Below are 15,698 nucleotides of genomic sequence, written 5' to 3' on the forward strand. Positions count from 1 at the left end.
GCATCGCGTCTCCGGGGTCGCCGACCCCGGAGACGCGATGCGTGGCGTCGACGGAGCCGCAACGCGCGGAGCGCTGACGCCCCCCGGTGCGATGTCGGCCGCGGGAGACGCGGGCCGCCCGGTGGCGACCGGGGTCGCGGGTGCCGTCGCACGGGAGGCGTCGAGGTCGTGGATCGTCGCCGGGGACGAGCCCTGCGACACCCCGGCATGGGTGAGCACGCGGGCGACGAGCAGCTCGAGCTGCAGACGCGGCGAGGTGGCACCCGTCATCTCGTCGAGGGCGGCCACAACGAGGTCGGCGGTCCGCGACAGACGCCCTACCCCGAACGCCGTGGCCTGCCGGGCCATCCGCTCGAGCTCGTCGTCGGGAACACCGCGCAGAACGGCCGAGGCCCCCGCACCGGTTGCCGCGACGATGATGAGGTCGCGCAGGCGCTCGAGCAGATCGTCGACGAAGCGACGCGGGTCCTGCCCGGTCTGCACCACGCGGTCGACCGCGGCGAACGCCCCGGCGCCGTCGTTCGCCGCGAAAGCGTCGACCACCTCGTCGAGGAGCTCGGAGTGGGTGTATCCCAGGAGGGCCACGGCACGCTCGTACCGCACGAGCACGTGGCCCGCGGCATCCGCGTCGCTGCCGGCGATGAGCTGATCGAGCAGCGACAGCGTGTCACGCGGCGAGCCCCCGCCGGCACGCACGACGAGCGGCAGCACGCCGGCTTCGACGCCGACGTTCTCGCTCTCGCACAGTTCTTGGACGTACTCGAGCATGGCGGCCGGCGGAACGAGCCGGAACGGGTAGTGGTGCGTCCGCGAGCGGATCGTGCCGAGGACCTTCTCGGGCTCGGTGGTCGCGAAGATGAACTTCACGTGCGCCGGGGGCTCTTCGACGAGCTTCAGCAGGGCGTTGAAGCCCTGCTGCGTCACCATGTGCGCCTCGTCGAGGATGAAGATCTTGAACCGGTCGCGCGCGGGGGCGAAGATCGCGCGCTCGCGCAGATCGCGCGCATCGTCGACACCGTTGTGGCTGGCGGCGTCGATCTCGACCACGTCGAGCGATCCGCTTCCGCCGCGCCCCAGCTCGATGCAGCTGTCGCACGTTCCGCAGGGGGTGTCGGTCGGGCCGGCGGCGCAGTTGAGGCACCGGGCCAGGATGCGCGCCGACGTGGTCTTTCCGCAGCCGCGCGGCCCCGAGAAAAGGTAGGCGTGGCCGACGCGATCGCTACGCAGGGCGGTCATCAGGGGCTCGGTCACCTGGGACTGCCCGATCATCTCGCCGAACGCCTGCGGGCGGTATCGGCGGTACAGGGCTGTCGTCACCCGACCAGCCTACGGCGTCCCTCCGACATCGCGTCCGCCGTCCGGCCCTCCGGCGGCTGCGCACCGCGTCCGCGTACGCCGGCCATCGCCGCACCGCGTGATGAGGGGCGGATCAGGGAGGAGGGGAGGACGCTGAGGCCCTCGGCATCCTCCCTTCCTCCCTCGCCCTCCGCTCGTCACCGGTCCCCGCGCCTCGAGAATCCGACCGCACGGAAACCAGAGCGCGGCGGCACCTCGAAAGGCACCGCCGCGTTCGAGAAGTGATGTCAGACGTCGAGACCGACCGCGACCGGCTCGTCGTCGTCACCCACGATGGGGATGGATGCCGTGACGATCGGCACGGAAGCGAGCAGCAGCGTGCCGTCCTCGCGCACCGACCCCTCGAGCTGTCTGATCGAGGGGCGCCCCGGCCGCACGGGTCCCTGCCCGTGCAGGGCGACGCGCACCGACTCGCCGGGGGCGACCGTGTACTCCACGTCGCGGACGGCGAACTCGACGGGCTCGCCGTCGCCGCTCGCGCGCAGCGTCAGAGCAGTCGCGGTGAGGGTCACGTCCAGTCGCGTGCCGTGCCAGTGCAAAACGTACGACAGCTCGGGCCAGTCCGCCGGCAGGCGCGGGTCGAACGTCAGACGACCGAAGTGGTCGCGCATGCCGCCGAAGCCGCTGACGAGCGCCGTCCAGACACCGCCGGCCGACGCCACGTGCACGCCGTCGGAGGCATTGTGGTGCAGGTCGCCGAGGTCGACGAACGCGGCCTGACGGAAGTACTCGAGGGCGAGGTCCTGGTATCCCACCTCGGCCGCGAGGATCGACTGCACGACCGCGGACAGCGTCGAGTCGCCCGTGGTGAGCGGGTCGTAGTACTCGAAATCGGCGAGCTTCTCGGCATCCGTGAAGTGATTCCCCTGCAGGAACAGCGCGAGCACGACATCGGCCTGCTTGAGCACCTGGTACCGGTAGATCACCAGCGGGTGGAAGTGCAGCAGGAGGGGACGCTGGTCGGGCGGGGTGTTCTCGAGGTCCCAGATCTCGCGCTCGAGGAAGACCGCGTCCTGGGGATGGATGCCGAGCGCCGGGCTGAACGGGATGTGCATCGCCTCGGCCGCCCGGTCCCAGCGCTCGGGCTCGGACGGGTCGAGGTTCATGCGGTCGGCCATATGGGCGTACGCGTCGGGGTTGTTCTCGGCGAGCTCGCGCACGGTACGCGCGGCGAAGCGCAGGTTGAAGCGCGCCATGACGTTCGTGAACAGGTTGTCGTTGACGACCGTGGTGTACTCGTCGGGACCGGTCACGCCGTGGATGTGGAACGAGTCGTGCTCCTCGCCGCCGTCGCTCGAGCGCCAGAAGCCGAGCGTCGACCACAGTCGCGCCGTGTCCACCGCGATGTCGACGCCCTCGCGGGCGAGGAACTCCTCGTCGCCGGTGGCGCGCACGTACTTCGCCAGCGCGAAGGAGACGTCGGCGTTGATGTGGTACTGCGCGGTGCCGGCGGCGTAATAGGCCGAGGCCTCTTCGCCGTTGATCGTGCGCCAAGGGAACAGCGCGCCGGCCTCATTGAGCTGGTGCGCGCGCTTCCGGGCTGCCGGGAGCATGAGATAGCGCATGCGCAGCGCGTTCCGTGCCCACAGCGGCGAGGTGTACGCGAGGAACGGCAGGACGTAGACCTCGGTGTCCCAGAAGTAGTGGCCGCTGTAGCCGGAGCCGGTGACGCCCTTGGCGGGAACGCCCTGGCCGTCGGCGCGGGCCGCGGCCTGCGCGAGCTGGAAAAGACACCAGCGCGTGGCCTGCTGCAGATCGCCGTGGCCGCCGATGCGCACGTCCGAGCGGTCCCAGAACGCCGCGTACCAGGCGATCTGCTGCTCGACGAGGCCCTCGACCCCGGTCTCGCGTGCGCGGTCGAGGGTGCGACGGCACCGGTCCAGGAGCTCACCCGTGGGCACGCCCCGAGAGGTGTGGTAGCTCACGAGCTTGGTGATGGTCGTCGGGACGCCGGCCCGCGCGTCGACGCGGAAGACGTTCTTCGCGATGTCGGGCTCGATGAGCTGACGCGAGGTCCACTCGTTCGCGGTGTCGACGAGGTGATCGGCGACGACGGCGAGCGTCATCCCCGACTCGGTCACCTCGTAGCTCAGCGCGGAACGGTCGCCGTCCTGCCAGTACTCGCGCGGCTGGAGCACGCGATCGCTGAGCTTCTCGGTCTTCCGCGGGTCGAATCCGGCCTGCTTGGATGCCATCGGCGAACCGCCGTAGATGCCCTCGCCGTCCTGCCGGTTCAGCAGCTGGCTGCTCACCGAGACAGGCGCATCGGAATCGAGCACCGTGACGGTGAGTCGGAGCACCGCGAGGTGCTTCTCGTCGAACGAGACGAAGCGCTCGTCCTCGATCCGCACGTGCTTGCCCGCGGGCGTGACCCACAGCAGGCTCCGGCGGAGGATGCCCTGGCGCATGTCGAGCACCCGCTCGTACTCGCGCACGTCGGCGACGTCGAGCGAGAGCGGCTCGTCGTCGACGTAGACGCGCATGACCTTGGCATCCGGTGCGTTGATGATCGTCTGGCCGACCTCGGCGAAGCCGTACGCCTGCTCCGCGTGACGGATCGGGAACGTCTCGTGGAAGCCGTTGATGAACGTGCCCTGCTCGTGCGCGAAACGCCCCTCGATGGGGTTTCCGCGCAGGCCGAGGTAGCCGTTGCCGACCGAGAAGAGGGTTTCGGTGACACCCACGTCGTCGACCGAGAACTCGGTCTCGACGAGGCGCCATTCGTCGATGGGGAAACGATCGCGATCGATCATCGGGCGTGCCTTCCAGTGGCGAGGTACGGGTCAGCTCGCGCGCGGGACTCGGGTGTGCGCGCGAGGGATGGAGCTCAGGATGCCGCGAGGCGACGGCTCAGTCTACGAACGCCGCGAGGTCGTCGACGACCACCGTGGCACCCGCCGCCGTGAGATCGTCGGCTCCGACGCCGCGATCCACGCCCACGACCACCGCGTACCCGGCTGCGGCCGCGGAACGCACGCCGCTCAGCGCGTCTTCGACGGCGACCGATCGCGCGGGATCGACGCCCAGCAGGCGGGCCGCTTCGGCGAACACGTCGGGAGCCGGCTTGGAGGCCAGGTGGTCGCGCTCGGCGATGACCCCGTCCATGACGACGGGGAAGCGGTCGCGCAGCCCCGCGGCCTCGAGCACCTCGACGGCGTTCTTCGAACTCGACACGACGGCGATCGGAGTCCCCGCGGCCTGAAGGACGTCGAGCAGGGCGACGGAACCCGGGTACGGCGCGATGCCCTCGGCGCGGAGGATGCGCGAGAACACGGTGTTCTTGCGGTTGCCGACACCGCAGACGGTGTCTTCGGACGGGTCGTCAGACGGATCGCCCCACGGCACCTCGACGTCTCGGCTGCGCAGCAGGCTCGCGACGCCGTCGTAGCGCTTCTTGCCGTCGACGTACTCGAAGTAGTCGCGATCGGTGTACGGCGGCTCGATGTTCCAGGCCGCGAAGAGCTCGTCGAACATCTCTTTCCAGGCCCGCATGTGGACCTCGGCGGTCGGCGTCAGCACGCCGTCGAGATCGAACAGCACGCCCTCGTACGAGGTGAGGTCGGGCAGGGCGGGGGTGTCGGTCACGGCATGCTCCCGGTCGGCGGAATGGTCGGCGAGACGTGCTCAGCGTAGTGGCGAGGGGTGACTCACGAGGTGACCGACAGCGTCTGACGGGCGATCTCGAGCTCCTCGTTCGTGGGAACCACGAGCACCTCGACACGCGAGGAGTCGGACGAGATCCGGCGGATGCCGCGTTCCCGCGTCGCATTGCGATCGGGGTCGATCTCGACGCCCGCGAAGCCGAGGGTCGCCATGGCCTCCTCGCGCACGCGGATCGAGTTCTCCCCCACCCCGGCGGTGAAGGAGATCACGTCGACCCCGTCGAGCTGGGCGAGGTACGCCCCCGCGTAGGCGCGGAGCCGGTGGACGTAGACGTCGAAGGCGAGTTGCGCCGCCGGGTCTCCGGCATCCCTCCGCTCGCCGATGTCGCGCATGTCGCTCACGCCCGCGAGGCCCAGGAGCCCGGAGCGCTTGTTGAGCAGCGTGTCGAGGTCGGCGATCGACATGTCGGCGCGGCGGGCGAGCTGGAACAGCACGGCCGGGTCGAGGTCGCCCGAGCGCGTACCCATGACGAGTCCCTCGAGCGGCGTGAGGCCCATCGACGTGTCGACCGACCGACCGCCCTCGATGGCGGCGACCGAGGCACCGTTCCCGAGGTGGAAGACGATCTGCTTCAGCTCGCCGAGCGGGCGCCCGACGAAGGCCGCGGCGGCCTCGCTGACGAACTTGTGGCTCGTGCCGTGGAAGCCGTACCGGCGGATGCGGTGGGCCTCGGCGATCTCGCGATCGATCGCGTAGGTGTAGGCCTCGGGAGCGAGCGACTGGTGGAACGCGGTGTCGAAGACGGCGACGTGCGGCACGTCGGGGAAAGCCTTCTTCGCCGCAACGATGCCGGCGAGGTTCGCCGGGTTGTGCAGGGGGGCGAGCACCGAGAGCTCGTCGATGTTGATCTCGACGAGCGGCGTCACGACGGTGGGCTCGAAGAACCGCGCTCCGCCGTGGACCACGCGGTGACCGACGGCGACGGGTGAATGCTCGTCGAGCGATGGGCCGTGCGCGGCGAATGCGTCGAGCATGACGGCGAATCCCGCGGTGTGGTCGGGGATCTCGCGCTCGATCGTGTACGTCGCCTCCGTCACCGTCGGCGCGGGGTCATCGGGGGCGGCCAGGGCTGCGGCGGCGACGGTGTGCTTCGCGACGCCGGTACCCTCACCGATGCGCTCGACGAGCCCCGAAGCCAGGACCTGTTCGCGGTCCATGTCGAGCAGCTGGTACTTGAATGACGACGACCCGCTGTTGACGACGAGCACCACGCTCACTTGCTGCTCCCCTGCGCCTGGATCGCGGTGATCGCGATGGTGTTGACGATGTCGTCGACGAGGGCGCCGCGGGACAGGTCGTTGATCGGCTTGTTCAACCCCTGGAGGACCGGCCCGATGGCGACGGCTCCGGCCGAGCGCTGCACGGCCTTGTAGGTGTTGTTGCCGGTGTTGAGGTCGGGGAAGACGAAGACCGTGGCGCGACCGGCGACCTCCGAGCCCGGCATCTTCGCCTTCGCCACGGCCGCGTCGGCCGCGGCGTCGTACTGGATCGGACCTTCGACGAGGAGCTCCGGCGCGCGTTCGCGGACGAGGGCTGTCGCGGCACGGACCTTCTCGACGTCGGCGCCGGTGCCCGATTCGCCCGTCGAGTACGAGAGCATCGCCACGCGCGGCTCGATGCCGAACTGCTCGGCCGTGGCCGCGGACGACACCGCGATGTCGGCCAGCTGCTCACTGGTCGGATCGGGGATGACCGCGCAGTCGCCGTAGACGAGCACGCGGTCGGCGAGGGCCATGAGGAAGACGCTCGAGACGACCGAGACGCCCGGGGCCGTCTTGATGATCTCGAACGCGGGCCGGATGGTGTGGGCCGTCGTGTGGGCGGCACCCGAGACCATTCCGTCGGCGAGGCCCATGTGCACCATCAGGGTGCCGAAATACGACACGTCCGTGACGGTGTCGGCTGCCTGGGCGTACGTGACGCCCTTGTGCGCACGGAGACGGGCGTACTCGGTCGCGAACTTGTCGACATGCACGGCATCGAAGGGGCTGAGCACCTCGGCATCGCGGATGTCGATGCCGAGCTCGATCGCGCGCCCGCGGACCTCGATCGGCTCGCCGAGGATCGTGAGGTCGGCGATACCGCGCGAGAGCACGGTGGCCGCCGCCCGGAGCACACGGTCGTCGGTGCCCTCGGGCAGCACGATGCGGCGCCGGTCGGTGCGCGCCCGGTCGACGAGGCCGTACTCGAACATCAGCGGGGTGACGACGCTGGGGCGGGCGACGCCGAGTTCGCGGGTGAGCAGTGCGGTGTCGACGTGCCGCTCGAACATCGCGAGCGCGGTGTCGTAACGACGCTGCGAGTCGGCGGCGAGGCGACCGCGCGTGTTCATGATGCGGACGGCCGTGTCGTAGGTGCCGAGGTCGGTGGCGATGATCGGCAGGGGCGAGCCGAGGCCGTCGATGAGCCGGACGATCGGATCGGGCAGCTCGAACCCGCCGTTGAGGACGATGCCGGCGAGCGACGGGAACGTCCCCGAGGCGTTGGCGAGGAGCGTGGCGAGCAGGACCTCACTGCGGTCGGCGGGGATGACGATGACGGCCGACTCTTTGAGCCGCGGGAGGACGTTGACCATCGACATCCCGGCCACGACCACCCCGAGCACCTCACGGGTGAGCAGCTCGGGGTCGCCCTTGATGAGTTCACCCTCGACCGAGCGCAGGACGCCGCGCATGGACGGGGCGATGAGGAAGCGGTCTTCGGGGAGAGCCCACACCGGCACGGGCCGACGCTCGGCCGACGGGGTGACGGGAACTGTGTCGATGACCTGACGAACGGATGCCACGACACCGTCGAGCCGTTCGGGGTCGGCGCGGTTCACGATGACGGCGAACACTTCGGCGCGCTCGTGCAGGAGTTCGGCGACCGCGAGCGACGCGATCTGACCGACCTCGTGCGGGGTCCGCGCGACCGACAGGCCGAGCGTCTCGCCCTGACCCTGCTGGGCACGACCGCCGAGGACGAGGAGCACCGGGGCACCGAGATTGGCCGCGATCCGCGCGTTGTAGGCGAGCTCGGCGGGGCTGCCGACGTCGGTGTAGTCACTGCCGATGACGACCACCGCGTCGCACTGCGCCTCGACGGCCTTGTAGCGCTCGACGATGCGACCGAGGGCCGCGTCGGCGTCGTCGCGGACGTCGTCGTAGGTCACGCCGACGCAGTCGTCGTAGGCGAGGTCGACGCCGTCGTGATCGAGCAGCATCTCGAGCACGTAGTCGCGCTCGGCCGTGGATCGGGCGATCGGGCGGAACACCCCCACGCGCGGGGTGACGCGACTGAGGGCGTCGAGGACACCCAGAGCCACGGTGGATTTGCCCGAGTGCCCCTCGGCCGACGTGATGTAGATGCTCTGCGTCACGTGTTCCAGCCTATTGCGGAGCCCCGACATCGCTCCGTGGTTGCTTCGGCGTCGAGGGATACCTCAGGTGCGCGCCCGCCGCCTCGAGATCGGCCGCCAACGGGGTCGCCGGGTCGAGGTCGGCGACGATCCCCGTCACTCCGTCGAGGGGAAGGATGCCGAAGCGCGAGGCCGCACCCAGCTTCTCTTCGCTCGCGAGCACGAATGTCTCGGCGGCCCGCTCGGCGAGGACGCGCTTCATCGCCGCCTCGTCGGCATCCCCCGTCGTCAACCCCGCCGCGGGGTGTACGCCCGTCACGCCCAGGAAGAAGATGTCGGCGCTGATCCTCTGGGCGGCCTCGACCGCCGCGGAGCCGCACGCGACCGCGGAGTGCTTGAACACCCGGCCGCCGATCACGACGACCTCGGCGTCGTGGTGCAGGAGGGCGGCGGCGATGGTCGGCGAGTGCGTGATCACGGTGCCGGCGAACGAGCGGGGCAGCGCGTCCACGAGCGCCAAGGTGGTCGTTCCGCCGTCGAGGAGCACCGTGGCACCGGGTTCGATCAGCTCGGCCGCGGCCGCGGCGACGCGGGCCTTGCTCGATCGCGCCACCCTCCCCCGCGCGTCGTAGTCGGCGACCGCCGGCGAGGCCGGAAGAGCCCCGCCGTAGACGCGGACGGCGAGGCCGGCGGCATCCAGTTCTCGGAGGTCACGACGGATGCTGTCTTCGGAAAGACCGAGTTCGAGCGCGACGTCTTTCACGACGAGGCGACCGTCGCGATGAAGTCGCTCGAGAAGGGCGTCTTTGCGGGCGGCGGCGAGCATCACGCTTCACATTCTTGCACGTTTCTGCACTATCGTTCCGAATCATGAACGATCCGCTCCCCGGCACCACCGTCCCCGATCACCGTGGTCGCACCGGCCTGCACCTCACCGGCCGCGACCTCGACCGCAATCCCCGCGTCGAGGTGACCGACGTCGAGCTCCTCGCCGCCGGATGGCACGTGCTGCGCGCGACGACCTTCCGGTACCGCGGCGACGACGGCGAGTGGGTCACACAGAAGCGCGAGACGTACGACCGCGGCAACGGCGCGACGATCCTGCTCTACGACCCCGCGCGGCGGACCGTGCTGCTCACGCGGCAGTTCCGCTACCCCGTCTACATCAACGACCACCCCGACGGCATGCTCATCGAGACCGCGGCGGGCCTCCTCGACGACGACGATCCGCTCACCGCGATCCGCCGCGAGGCCGAAGAGGAGACGGGCGTCCGCGTCGACGAGGTCCAGCACGTGTTCGACGTGTACATGAGCCCCGGCTCGGTCACCGAGCGCCTGCACTTCTTCGCCGCGGCGTACGACGGCTCGACACGCGTGGGCGATCGGGGCGGCCTCGAGGAGGAGGGCGAGGAGATCGAGATCCTCGAATTCGGCATCGACGACGCGCTCCAGCGCATTCGCAGCGGCGAGATCCAGGATGCCAAGACCATCATGCTGTTGCAGTGGACGGTGCTGGACGGGCCCTTCTCCGCCGGCCGCTGACCCACCGACGGAACTACGGCCGCTGACGCTATCAATCTTGGCGGTATCCAGAAGGATCGGGCTCTACGGTCGGCGTCGTGGGCGCATCCACCCCGGCGAGACGGGCACGACCGCCACCGACCTGTGCACTGCACTCTTCTTCCCCACTCGTCGTCGATTGTGATCAGTGGGTGACAGCAAACCACTGCCTCGCAGATCTTCGATCGTGAGCAGGCCAACGGCAACGTGACCGCACCTCTACCTCACCCCGGCTCGGAGGCCGTTATCGCGCGTCTGCGCGAAGCGGACGAGCTCCCCGGGAAATGGTGCGCGCTTCAGCGTCGGAAACGATCCTCAACATCACCGGTTCTGCGCCGGGCCATTCGAACTTCTGCGTGCTGCGCTGGCATCCTCCGCCGGGTCGAGGTATTGCTGCCGCCCGGGCGCAGGCTTCAAAGGACTAGCGGCCTCCCTCGGGCCCTGTCACTAGGCCACTGCTAGTCACGTTCGAGTCGCTGTTCCGTGTCCAAACGAAACGCGTTTGCACGGGCGAGCGCCTTACCGATGGGCGTTATGTGGTAACCGTTCTGGATATTTCGATCCCACCAATTCACCACCAGTCCGAAATGTGGCAGAGCTCGTATTCGGGACATCAGTTCGGCCCGCGCAACTGGATCTTGCTGCCCTAAACCGAATACGGAGGCCGCCTGGCCTTTCACCGTCTCCAGGTAACCATCGGACTTGCCCGCCGCGCGAAGTTGGGATTCCAGCTGCTCAACGTCCACTACTGCGATACGCATGAAGCCGGTCTTGAGCTCGTGAGGGAGGATCAGCAGCGGCCATGGCTCGTCAAGTAAGTCCGCACCAACAAATTGGGGCACCTCGTCTGCCGTGATCCCCGGCGCGATATATCCGATCAGCTGTTCGCCATAGAACTGCTCCATCGACTTCATGCTGCCAAAAGAGTTTCTTCGGACGACATTGAGCGCGTCCAGATGATCCAGCCAATCCACGCCCTCAGGCAAGGGCCCGTCCGCGAGAGTGGCGAAGATATACTCAAGGGTCTCTAAGCCTTGTCCGACGAGGAAAGCTCGCGGTCTCCACGAGGCGACCGCATTGCAGACAGTAAGCGCTCTCAATGCTTCCGTATCGATTCGGTCGACGATGTCTATCGCCCCATCGATCCCGACGATTCTCGGCCGCTCGCGAGGGTTCTTGGCACGGTCAGTGAGAAGGGCCGCAAGCATGTCGTAATCAGCCGGGCGTTCACTCGCGGCGGCTCCTTCTTGGGCATGTTTATAGGATCGAATGAACGCCGGATCCGCGAAAGAGTCGAGGGCGTCAGCCGCAGAAAGACTCTTGATCACACGTTGATCCAGCTCCTCGACGCGATTCTGAAGAACCTCGTGAGATTCCACGGCGAAATCCTGAACCACTGAGCGAGCTGTCGCAAGAGCTATCTCCTGCGCGCGCTCCTCGGTGATGCCGATATTCACGATCATGTCGCCAGCGACCTGGGTTTGATTCGATCCCTGCCCGCCCTTCTGGCTCTGGCCGGGCGCAATCACTGCTCAAGGCCTTTCGAGTCCCGACCGATTTGCACCTGGCGTGCGTTGTCGCCAGCTCTTTGCTTTTGAGTCACTTCCGACCGCCTTGACACCACACGGATAGTGATAAAGCTGCCCACCCCACCGCCGACAACACCCCCGAGTAGCGCGCTAATGAGCGCCGTGCCCAGCCCGTCGAAAAACCAGTCCATGAACCCCCCGATCCTGGGTGCCCATCACCCTCACCAAAACGATAACCCGGGGCACCGACACCCCCACCTACAGTCAATACGCCGGCACCCATGACTTGCATTCCCGCAATACGAGCCCTTCACCGTCGCGGACGGCCCATGCTTGGGTGTCGCTGGGCCCGAACTCTCCGTGCCGACGGGGCAACTGGAAGCGGTCGAGCTATGGTGGCTGACTCACCGATGGTGGAAGCCGGGTGAGGACGGCGCAAGCAGTGGGCGGTGCTGGACGGGCCATTCTCCCGTCGCGGCTGAGCTGCTACGGGAAACCTCATCCCCTCACGGCGGCCGAATTCTTGGCGCCGTCTGGGTGAGCGACCCCTACGCTCGTCTCGGTCGGCGTGCGCCGACGGCCGCGGCGGACACCGCCGACGATCGGAGGATCGCCCATGACCGCCCTGAATCCCTTCGACGCGGCATACGTACTCCAAGCCTTCGGCCCGTTCGTCCTCGTCGGCATCGCGTTGTTGGTGTTCATCGAGTCGGGGGTGCTCTTCCCCTTCCTCCCCGGTGACTCGCTGCTGGTGACGGCAGCGATCCTCAGCGGACCGCTCGGCATCGCGCCGTGGCAGGTGGCGCTCGTCGCCTCGCTCGCGGCGCTGGCGGGCGACCAGGTCGGCTTCTGGCTCGGCCGCCGTTTCGGTCGACGCCTGTTCCGCGACGACGCACGACTGCTGACCACCGCACGGCTCAGGGAAGCCGAGGCGTTCTTCGCCCGGTGGGGCGGCGCGTCGCTGGTGATCGGCCGCTTCGTCCCGATCGTCCGCACCTACGTGCCGCTCGTGGCCGGCGCGGCCGACATGCCCTATCGCCGCTTCCTGCTCTGGAATGCCGTCGGCGCGGTGGGATGGTCGTGCTCGATGACGCTCGTGGGAGTGCTGCTGGGTGGCATCCCGTTCATCGCCCACAACATCGACGTGCTCGTGATCGTGATCGTCGCGGTGTCGGTCCTGCCGGTCGTCATCGCGGCCGTGCGCCGTCGACGACGCGCCTCGCGCACGGCAGAGGAAACCGGGGCATGAGGGCGGACACGCGCTCGCGCGTTCCCGAACCCACCGCGTCGTTCTGGCTCGTGAAGGTGCTCACGACCGGGATGGGCGAGGCGGTGTCCGACTTCCTCGTGACGCGCTTCGACCCCGTCCCGACCGTCCTGCTGACCGCGGTCGTCTTCGTCGTGGTCCTGGGGGCGCAACTGCGCCTGCATAGCTACGTGCCGGCCATGTACTGGGCGGCGGTGTCGATGGTGGGCGTCTTCGGCACCATGGCCGCCGACGTCGTCCACGTCGCCCTCGACATCCCGTATGCGGTGTCGACGCCCGTGTTCCTGCTCGCGCTGGCCGCCGTCTTCGTCGTCTGGCGCCGCGCGGAGGGGTCGGTCGATGTGCACACCGTCACGACCGATCGGCGCGAGCTGCTCTACTGGGCGGCGGTGATCACCACGTTCGCGGCGGGGACCGCCGCAGGTGATCTGCTCGCCTCGACCGCCGACCTCGGCTATCTCGGCGGCGCGGTCTTCTTCGCCGCCATCATGGCCGTGATCGTGGGCCTGCGCTCCGCGCGGCTCGTCAGCCCGGTCGTCGGGTTCTGGGCCGCATACGTCGTCACGCGCCCGCTCGGGGCGTCGATCGCGGACTGGCTCGGCGTGGAGCCGACGCGCGGGGGCCTCGGGTTCGGCTCCGGCACGGTCGGGGGCATCGCCCTCGTGATCATCGTGCTGCTGGTGTCGGCGTTGAGCGTACGCGACCGGTCGGGGCGCCCCTCCGCCGCCGGCCCTGCATCCAAGGATCCGAGCGCACGGGGCGCGAGCATGGCGCGCCGACCCGCTTCCGGGCAAAGAAAAGACTCTCCGCGCACCCGGTAGAGCCTGGTTACCCTTGCTACGTTTCCGTCCTGGGGGAGTTGGCCTGGATGCCGCCACGCGGAGAGCCGTGAACAGCTTACCCGATCCGCGTCACACCATCAGCGGGGCCAGGGCGTCGGCCGCCGGGCGCAGCGCCGCCAGTACGTCCCCGGGCTCGTCGACGCGATGCCGCGGACCGGAGAAAGCCACGGCTCCCGCGGCCAGTCCGCTCGCGTCGACGATCGGAACCGCGAGGCAGCCGGCGGTGGCGATCAGCTCGCCGCTCTGGCGTGTCGCACCCCAGCGAGCGAGGTCGTCGCGCGCGCGGTCGAGCTCGGGAGTGCCCGCGTCGCCCTGCGACAGAAGCATGAGCCGACCGAGCGCATAGCGGGCGGGTTCGCGGGCGAGGCGCGCCTCGTCCGACAGGGGGAAGTCCGGGTCGGCATCCACGACCGCGATCCGCCCGTCGACGAAGAGCGCCACGTGCACTCCCCCGCGCAGGGTCGAACGCGCCTCGGCGAGCACCGCTCGGGCAGCGGACGACAGCCGCGCGGGCGGAGCCACGACCGCCGCGAGTTGGGCGACCTTCGCGCCGAGCGCGAACCCCGCGAGGTCGGGGGTGCGCACGAGGTACTCGTCCTCCACCAGCAGATTCACGAGGCGATACGTCGTCGCGCGCGGCAGACCGAGTTCGGCCGAGAGGCGCTGGGCGCTGACACCGGCGCCCAGCTGGGCGACGGCCTCGAGCACGGCGAGCGCGGAGTGCACGGCGCCGGGCTGACGCGCGGAGAGCGCCGGCTGCTCACGCATCGTCGGGATGCCGCGGCGAGACCACTCCCCCGAGCACCTGCGCCGCGACGGGCTCGTCGTAGACCCCGAGCGCACCGGGCCCGTGTCGTCGACGCAGGAGCGCGATGACGACCGCGGACACGACGGTCAGCGCCGCGACGACCGCCACGATCGCTCCACCGGACGCGAGGTCGTCGACGAAGAACGACACCAGCGCGGCGGCGAGCGCGAGCGCCGAGACCGCCGCCACCACCGTGACGCCGACCGTCCACTCGCCGATGCGACGGAGGAAGACGGGCGCGGCGACGCACACGAGGATGTAGGCCGAGATGTAGCCCGCGGCTCCCACCCCGATGGTCACGTGCATCGCGTCGCGCGTGTCGATGCCCGCGGCGACGACGATGATCGGCACCGCCGTGATGAGCGGTAGGGCGGCGGCGACCGCAGCCGCCGGGGTTCCGAATCGCCGCTGGGTGCGACCGATCGAGGCGGGCAGCACCCCGTCACGGCTGAGCGCGAAGAGCACCCGCACGAGCGCGGTAGTTGTGCCGATCGCGCACGCCAGGAAGGATGCCGCGATGCCGAGGTCGGCGACGACACCCCAGCCGCCGAGGCCGTACGCTTCGGCGAGCTCGTTCACCGGCGAGGCGCTGGCTGCGAGATCGGCGCCCAGCGCGTCGAAGCCCGCGACCTGGGTCACGGCGGCGAGGACGTAGAGGAGTCCCGACAACACCACGGTGCCGGTGATCGCGCGGGGGACGTTGCGCAGCGGCGACACCGATTCGACGCTCAGCGTGGCCGCGGACTCGAACCCGACGAAGGCCGTCAACGCGATCACCGCGGCCGCCGCGAACGCGGTCGGGTCGAGGTCGGGCCCGCCGATTCCCGCGATCCTCGCCGGGTCGATGGGTCCGATCTTCACCAGGAGGACGATGAGGAGGACCACGATCAGGGCCACCGACAGCGTCTCGACGACGAGCGCCGCACGAGCGGAGATCCGGATGCCGCGGACGAGCACGAAGGCGACGAGAACGCCCTGCCCCACGACGAAGAGCGCGGTCACGAGCGCTCGATCGATCGACGGCCAGAGTCCCGCCACCAGGTAGGTGGCGTAGTAGGCACCGCCGAGCAACGCGAACATGGCCACCGCGCCGTACCCCGTCAGGATCGCCGCACCGGCGGCGAGGCCGGCACGCGTGCCGAGACCGCGCGCCGTGTAGGTGTAGAGGGCGCCCGTGGCGGCGAAGCGGCGAGCGAACTGCGAGACCGTGCGGGCGACCCCGAGGCTCAGGATCGCCGCGGCCACGATCGCGGTGACCGTCGCCCCCGGCGCGAAGCCCGCCACGAGCAGCACGACCGTCGTGGCCGCCGCCGCCGGCGCGACCGCCGCGACCGAC

General features: G+C 69.5%; 11 protein-coding genes, 1 other RNA gene and 1 pseudogene. 3 read left to right on the forward strand and 10 right to left on the reverse strand.

Annotated features, from left to right (window positions below; genetic code table 11):
- The 6 genes from NS283_RS16600 to NS283_RS16625 form a co-directional block, all read right to left on the reverse strand.
- Window positions 1-1,317: DNA polymerase III subunit gamma and tau (locus NS283_RS16600; RefSeq protein ID WP_153003405.1), on the reverse strand; the 1,317-nt coding region annotated here is incomplete at its 3' end.
- 266 nt (window positions 1,318-1,583) lie between these two features.
- Window positions 1,584-4,109, reverse strand: a complete 2,526-nt coding sequence (locus NS283_RS16605) for a glycoside hydrolase family 65 protein (protein WP_058597962.1) — start codon at window positions 4,107-4,109, stop codon at window positions 1,584-1,586.
- Between the two features lie 97 nt (window positions 4,110-4,206).
- Window positions 4,207-4,941 (reverse strand): HAD family hydrolase, encoded by a 735-nt coding sequence (locus tag NS283_RS16610; RefSeq protein WP_058597963.1) that lies wholly within the window; start codon window positions 4,939-4,941, stop codon window positions 4,207-4,209.
- Between the two features lie 62 nt (window positions 4,942-5,003).
- On the reverse strand, window positions 5,004-6,236 hold the full coding sequence (locus tag NS283_RS16615) for an acetate/propionate family kinase (protein ID WP_058597964.1): 1,233 nt from the start codon (window positions 6,234-6,236) through the stop codon (window positions 5,004-5,006).
- Entirely contained in the window at window positions 6,233-8,377 is a 2,145-nt protein-coding gene (gene pta / locus NS283_RS16620; protein WP_058597965.1) for a phosphate acetyltransferase, read from the reverse strand. The genes NS283_RS16615 and pta overlap by 4 nt, the downstream gene beginning before the upstream one ends.
- 10 nt (window positions 8,378-8,387) lie before the next feature.
- Window positions 8,388-9,182 carry a DeoR/GlpR family DNA-binding transcription regulator gene (locus NS283_RS16625; RefSeq protein ID WP_058597966.1) on the reverse strand — a complete coding sequence of 265 codons (795 nt, stop codon included), beginning with the start codon at window positions 9,180-9,182 and terminating at the stop codon, window positions 8,388-8,390.
- Between the two features lie 44 nt (window positions 9,183-9,226).
- Here NS283_RS16625 and NS283_RS16630 point away from each other — a divergent pair, with 44 nt between their 5' ends.
- Window positions 9,227-9,898, forward strand: a complete 672-nt coding sequence (locus NS283_RS16630; protein ID WP_058597967.1) for an NUDIX domain-containing protein — start codon at window positions 9,227-9,229, stop codon at window positions 9,896-9,898.
- A 476-nt stretch (window positions 9,899-10,374) separates the two neighbouring features.
- On the opposite strand, the gene NS283_RS16635 is transcribed toward NS283_RS16630, so the two are convergent.
- A complete protein-coding gene (locus NS283_RS16635) occupies window positions 10,375-11,445 on the reverse strand; it encodes an LPO_1073/Vpar_1526 family protein (RefSeq protein WP_058597968.1) in 1,071 nt (356 codons plus the stop codon).
- Window positions 11,446-12,061: 616 nt separating this feature from the next.
- On the opposite strand from NS283_RS16635, the gene NS283_RS16640 reads away from it, so the two are divergent.
- Both NS283_RS16640 and NS283_RS19440 read left to right on the forward strand, forming a co-directional pair.
- Window positions 12,062-12,694, forward strand: a complete 633-nt coding sequence (locus NS283_RS16640; protein WP_058597969.1) for a DedA family protein — start codon at window positions 12,062-12,064, stop codon at window positions 12,692-12,694.
- Window positions 12,691-13,359 (forward strand): annotated as a pseudogene (locus NS283_RS19440) (COG4705 family protein); the annotation flags it as partial. The gene NS283_RS16640 and the pseudogene NS283_RS19440, both read left to right, overlap by 4 nt.
- A gap of 147 nt (window positions 13,360-13,506) precedes the next feature.
- Here the strand turns inward: NS283_RS19440 and ffs are convergent.
- The 3 genes from ffs to NS283_RS16655 form a co-directional block, all read right to left on the reverse strand.
- Window positions 13,507-13,603, reverse strand: an RNA gene (gene ffs / locus NS283_RS18485) — signal recognition particle sRNA small type.
- Window positions 13,604-13,623: 20 nt separating this feature from the next.
- Window positions 13,624-14,322, reverse strand: a complete 699-nt coding sequence (locus tag NS283_RS16650; RefSeq protein ID WP_058597970.1) for a helix-turn-helix domain-containing protein — start codon at window positions 14,320-14,322, stop codon at window positions 13,624-13,626.
- Window positions 14,315-15,698 (reverse strand): APC family permease (locus NS283_RS16655; RefSeq protein ID WP_058597971.1); only part of this gene is annotated, 1,384 nt, incomplete at its 5' end. The genes NS283_RS16650 and NS283_RS16655, both read right to left, overlap by 8 nt.

Origin of the sequence: Microbacterium testaceum, from assembly GCF_001476285.1 — a bacterium.
GTDB classification, from domain to species: domain Bacteria; phylum Actinomycetota; class Actinomycetes; order Actinomycetales; family Microbacteriaceae; genus Microbacterium; species Microbacterium testaceum_B.

Excerpts from the sequence above, each read along its gene's own strand:
- NS283_RS16630 (WP_058597967.1), top strand. The coding sequence starts at position 9,227 with ATGAACGATCCGCTCCCCGGCACCACCGTCCCCGATCACCGTGGTCGC.
- NS283_RS16605 (WP_058597962.1), bottom strand. The coding sequence starts at position 4,109 with ATGATCGATCGCGATCGTTTCCCCATCGACGAATGGCGCCTCGTCGAG.
- NS283_RS16650 (WP_058597970.1), bottom strand. The coding sequence starts at position 14,322 with ATGCGTGAGCAGCCGGCGCTCTCCGCGCGTCAGCCCGGCGCCGTGCAC.
- NS283_RS16640 (WP_058597969.1), top strand. The coding sequence starts at position 12,062 with ATGACCGCCCTGAATCCCTTCGACGCGGCATACGTACTCCAAGCCTTC.
- NS283_RS16625 (WP_058597966.1), bottom strand. The coding sequence starts at position 9,182 with ATGCTCGCCGCCGCCCGCAAAGACGCCCTTCTCGAGCGACTTCATCGC.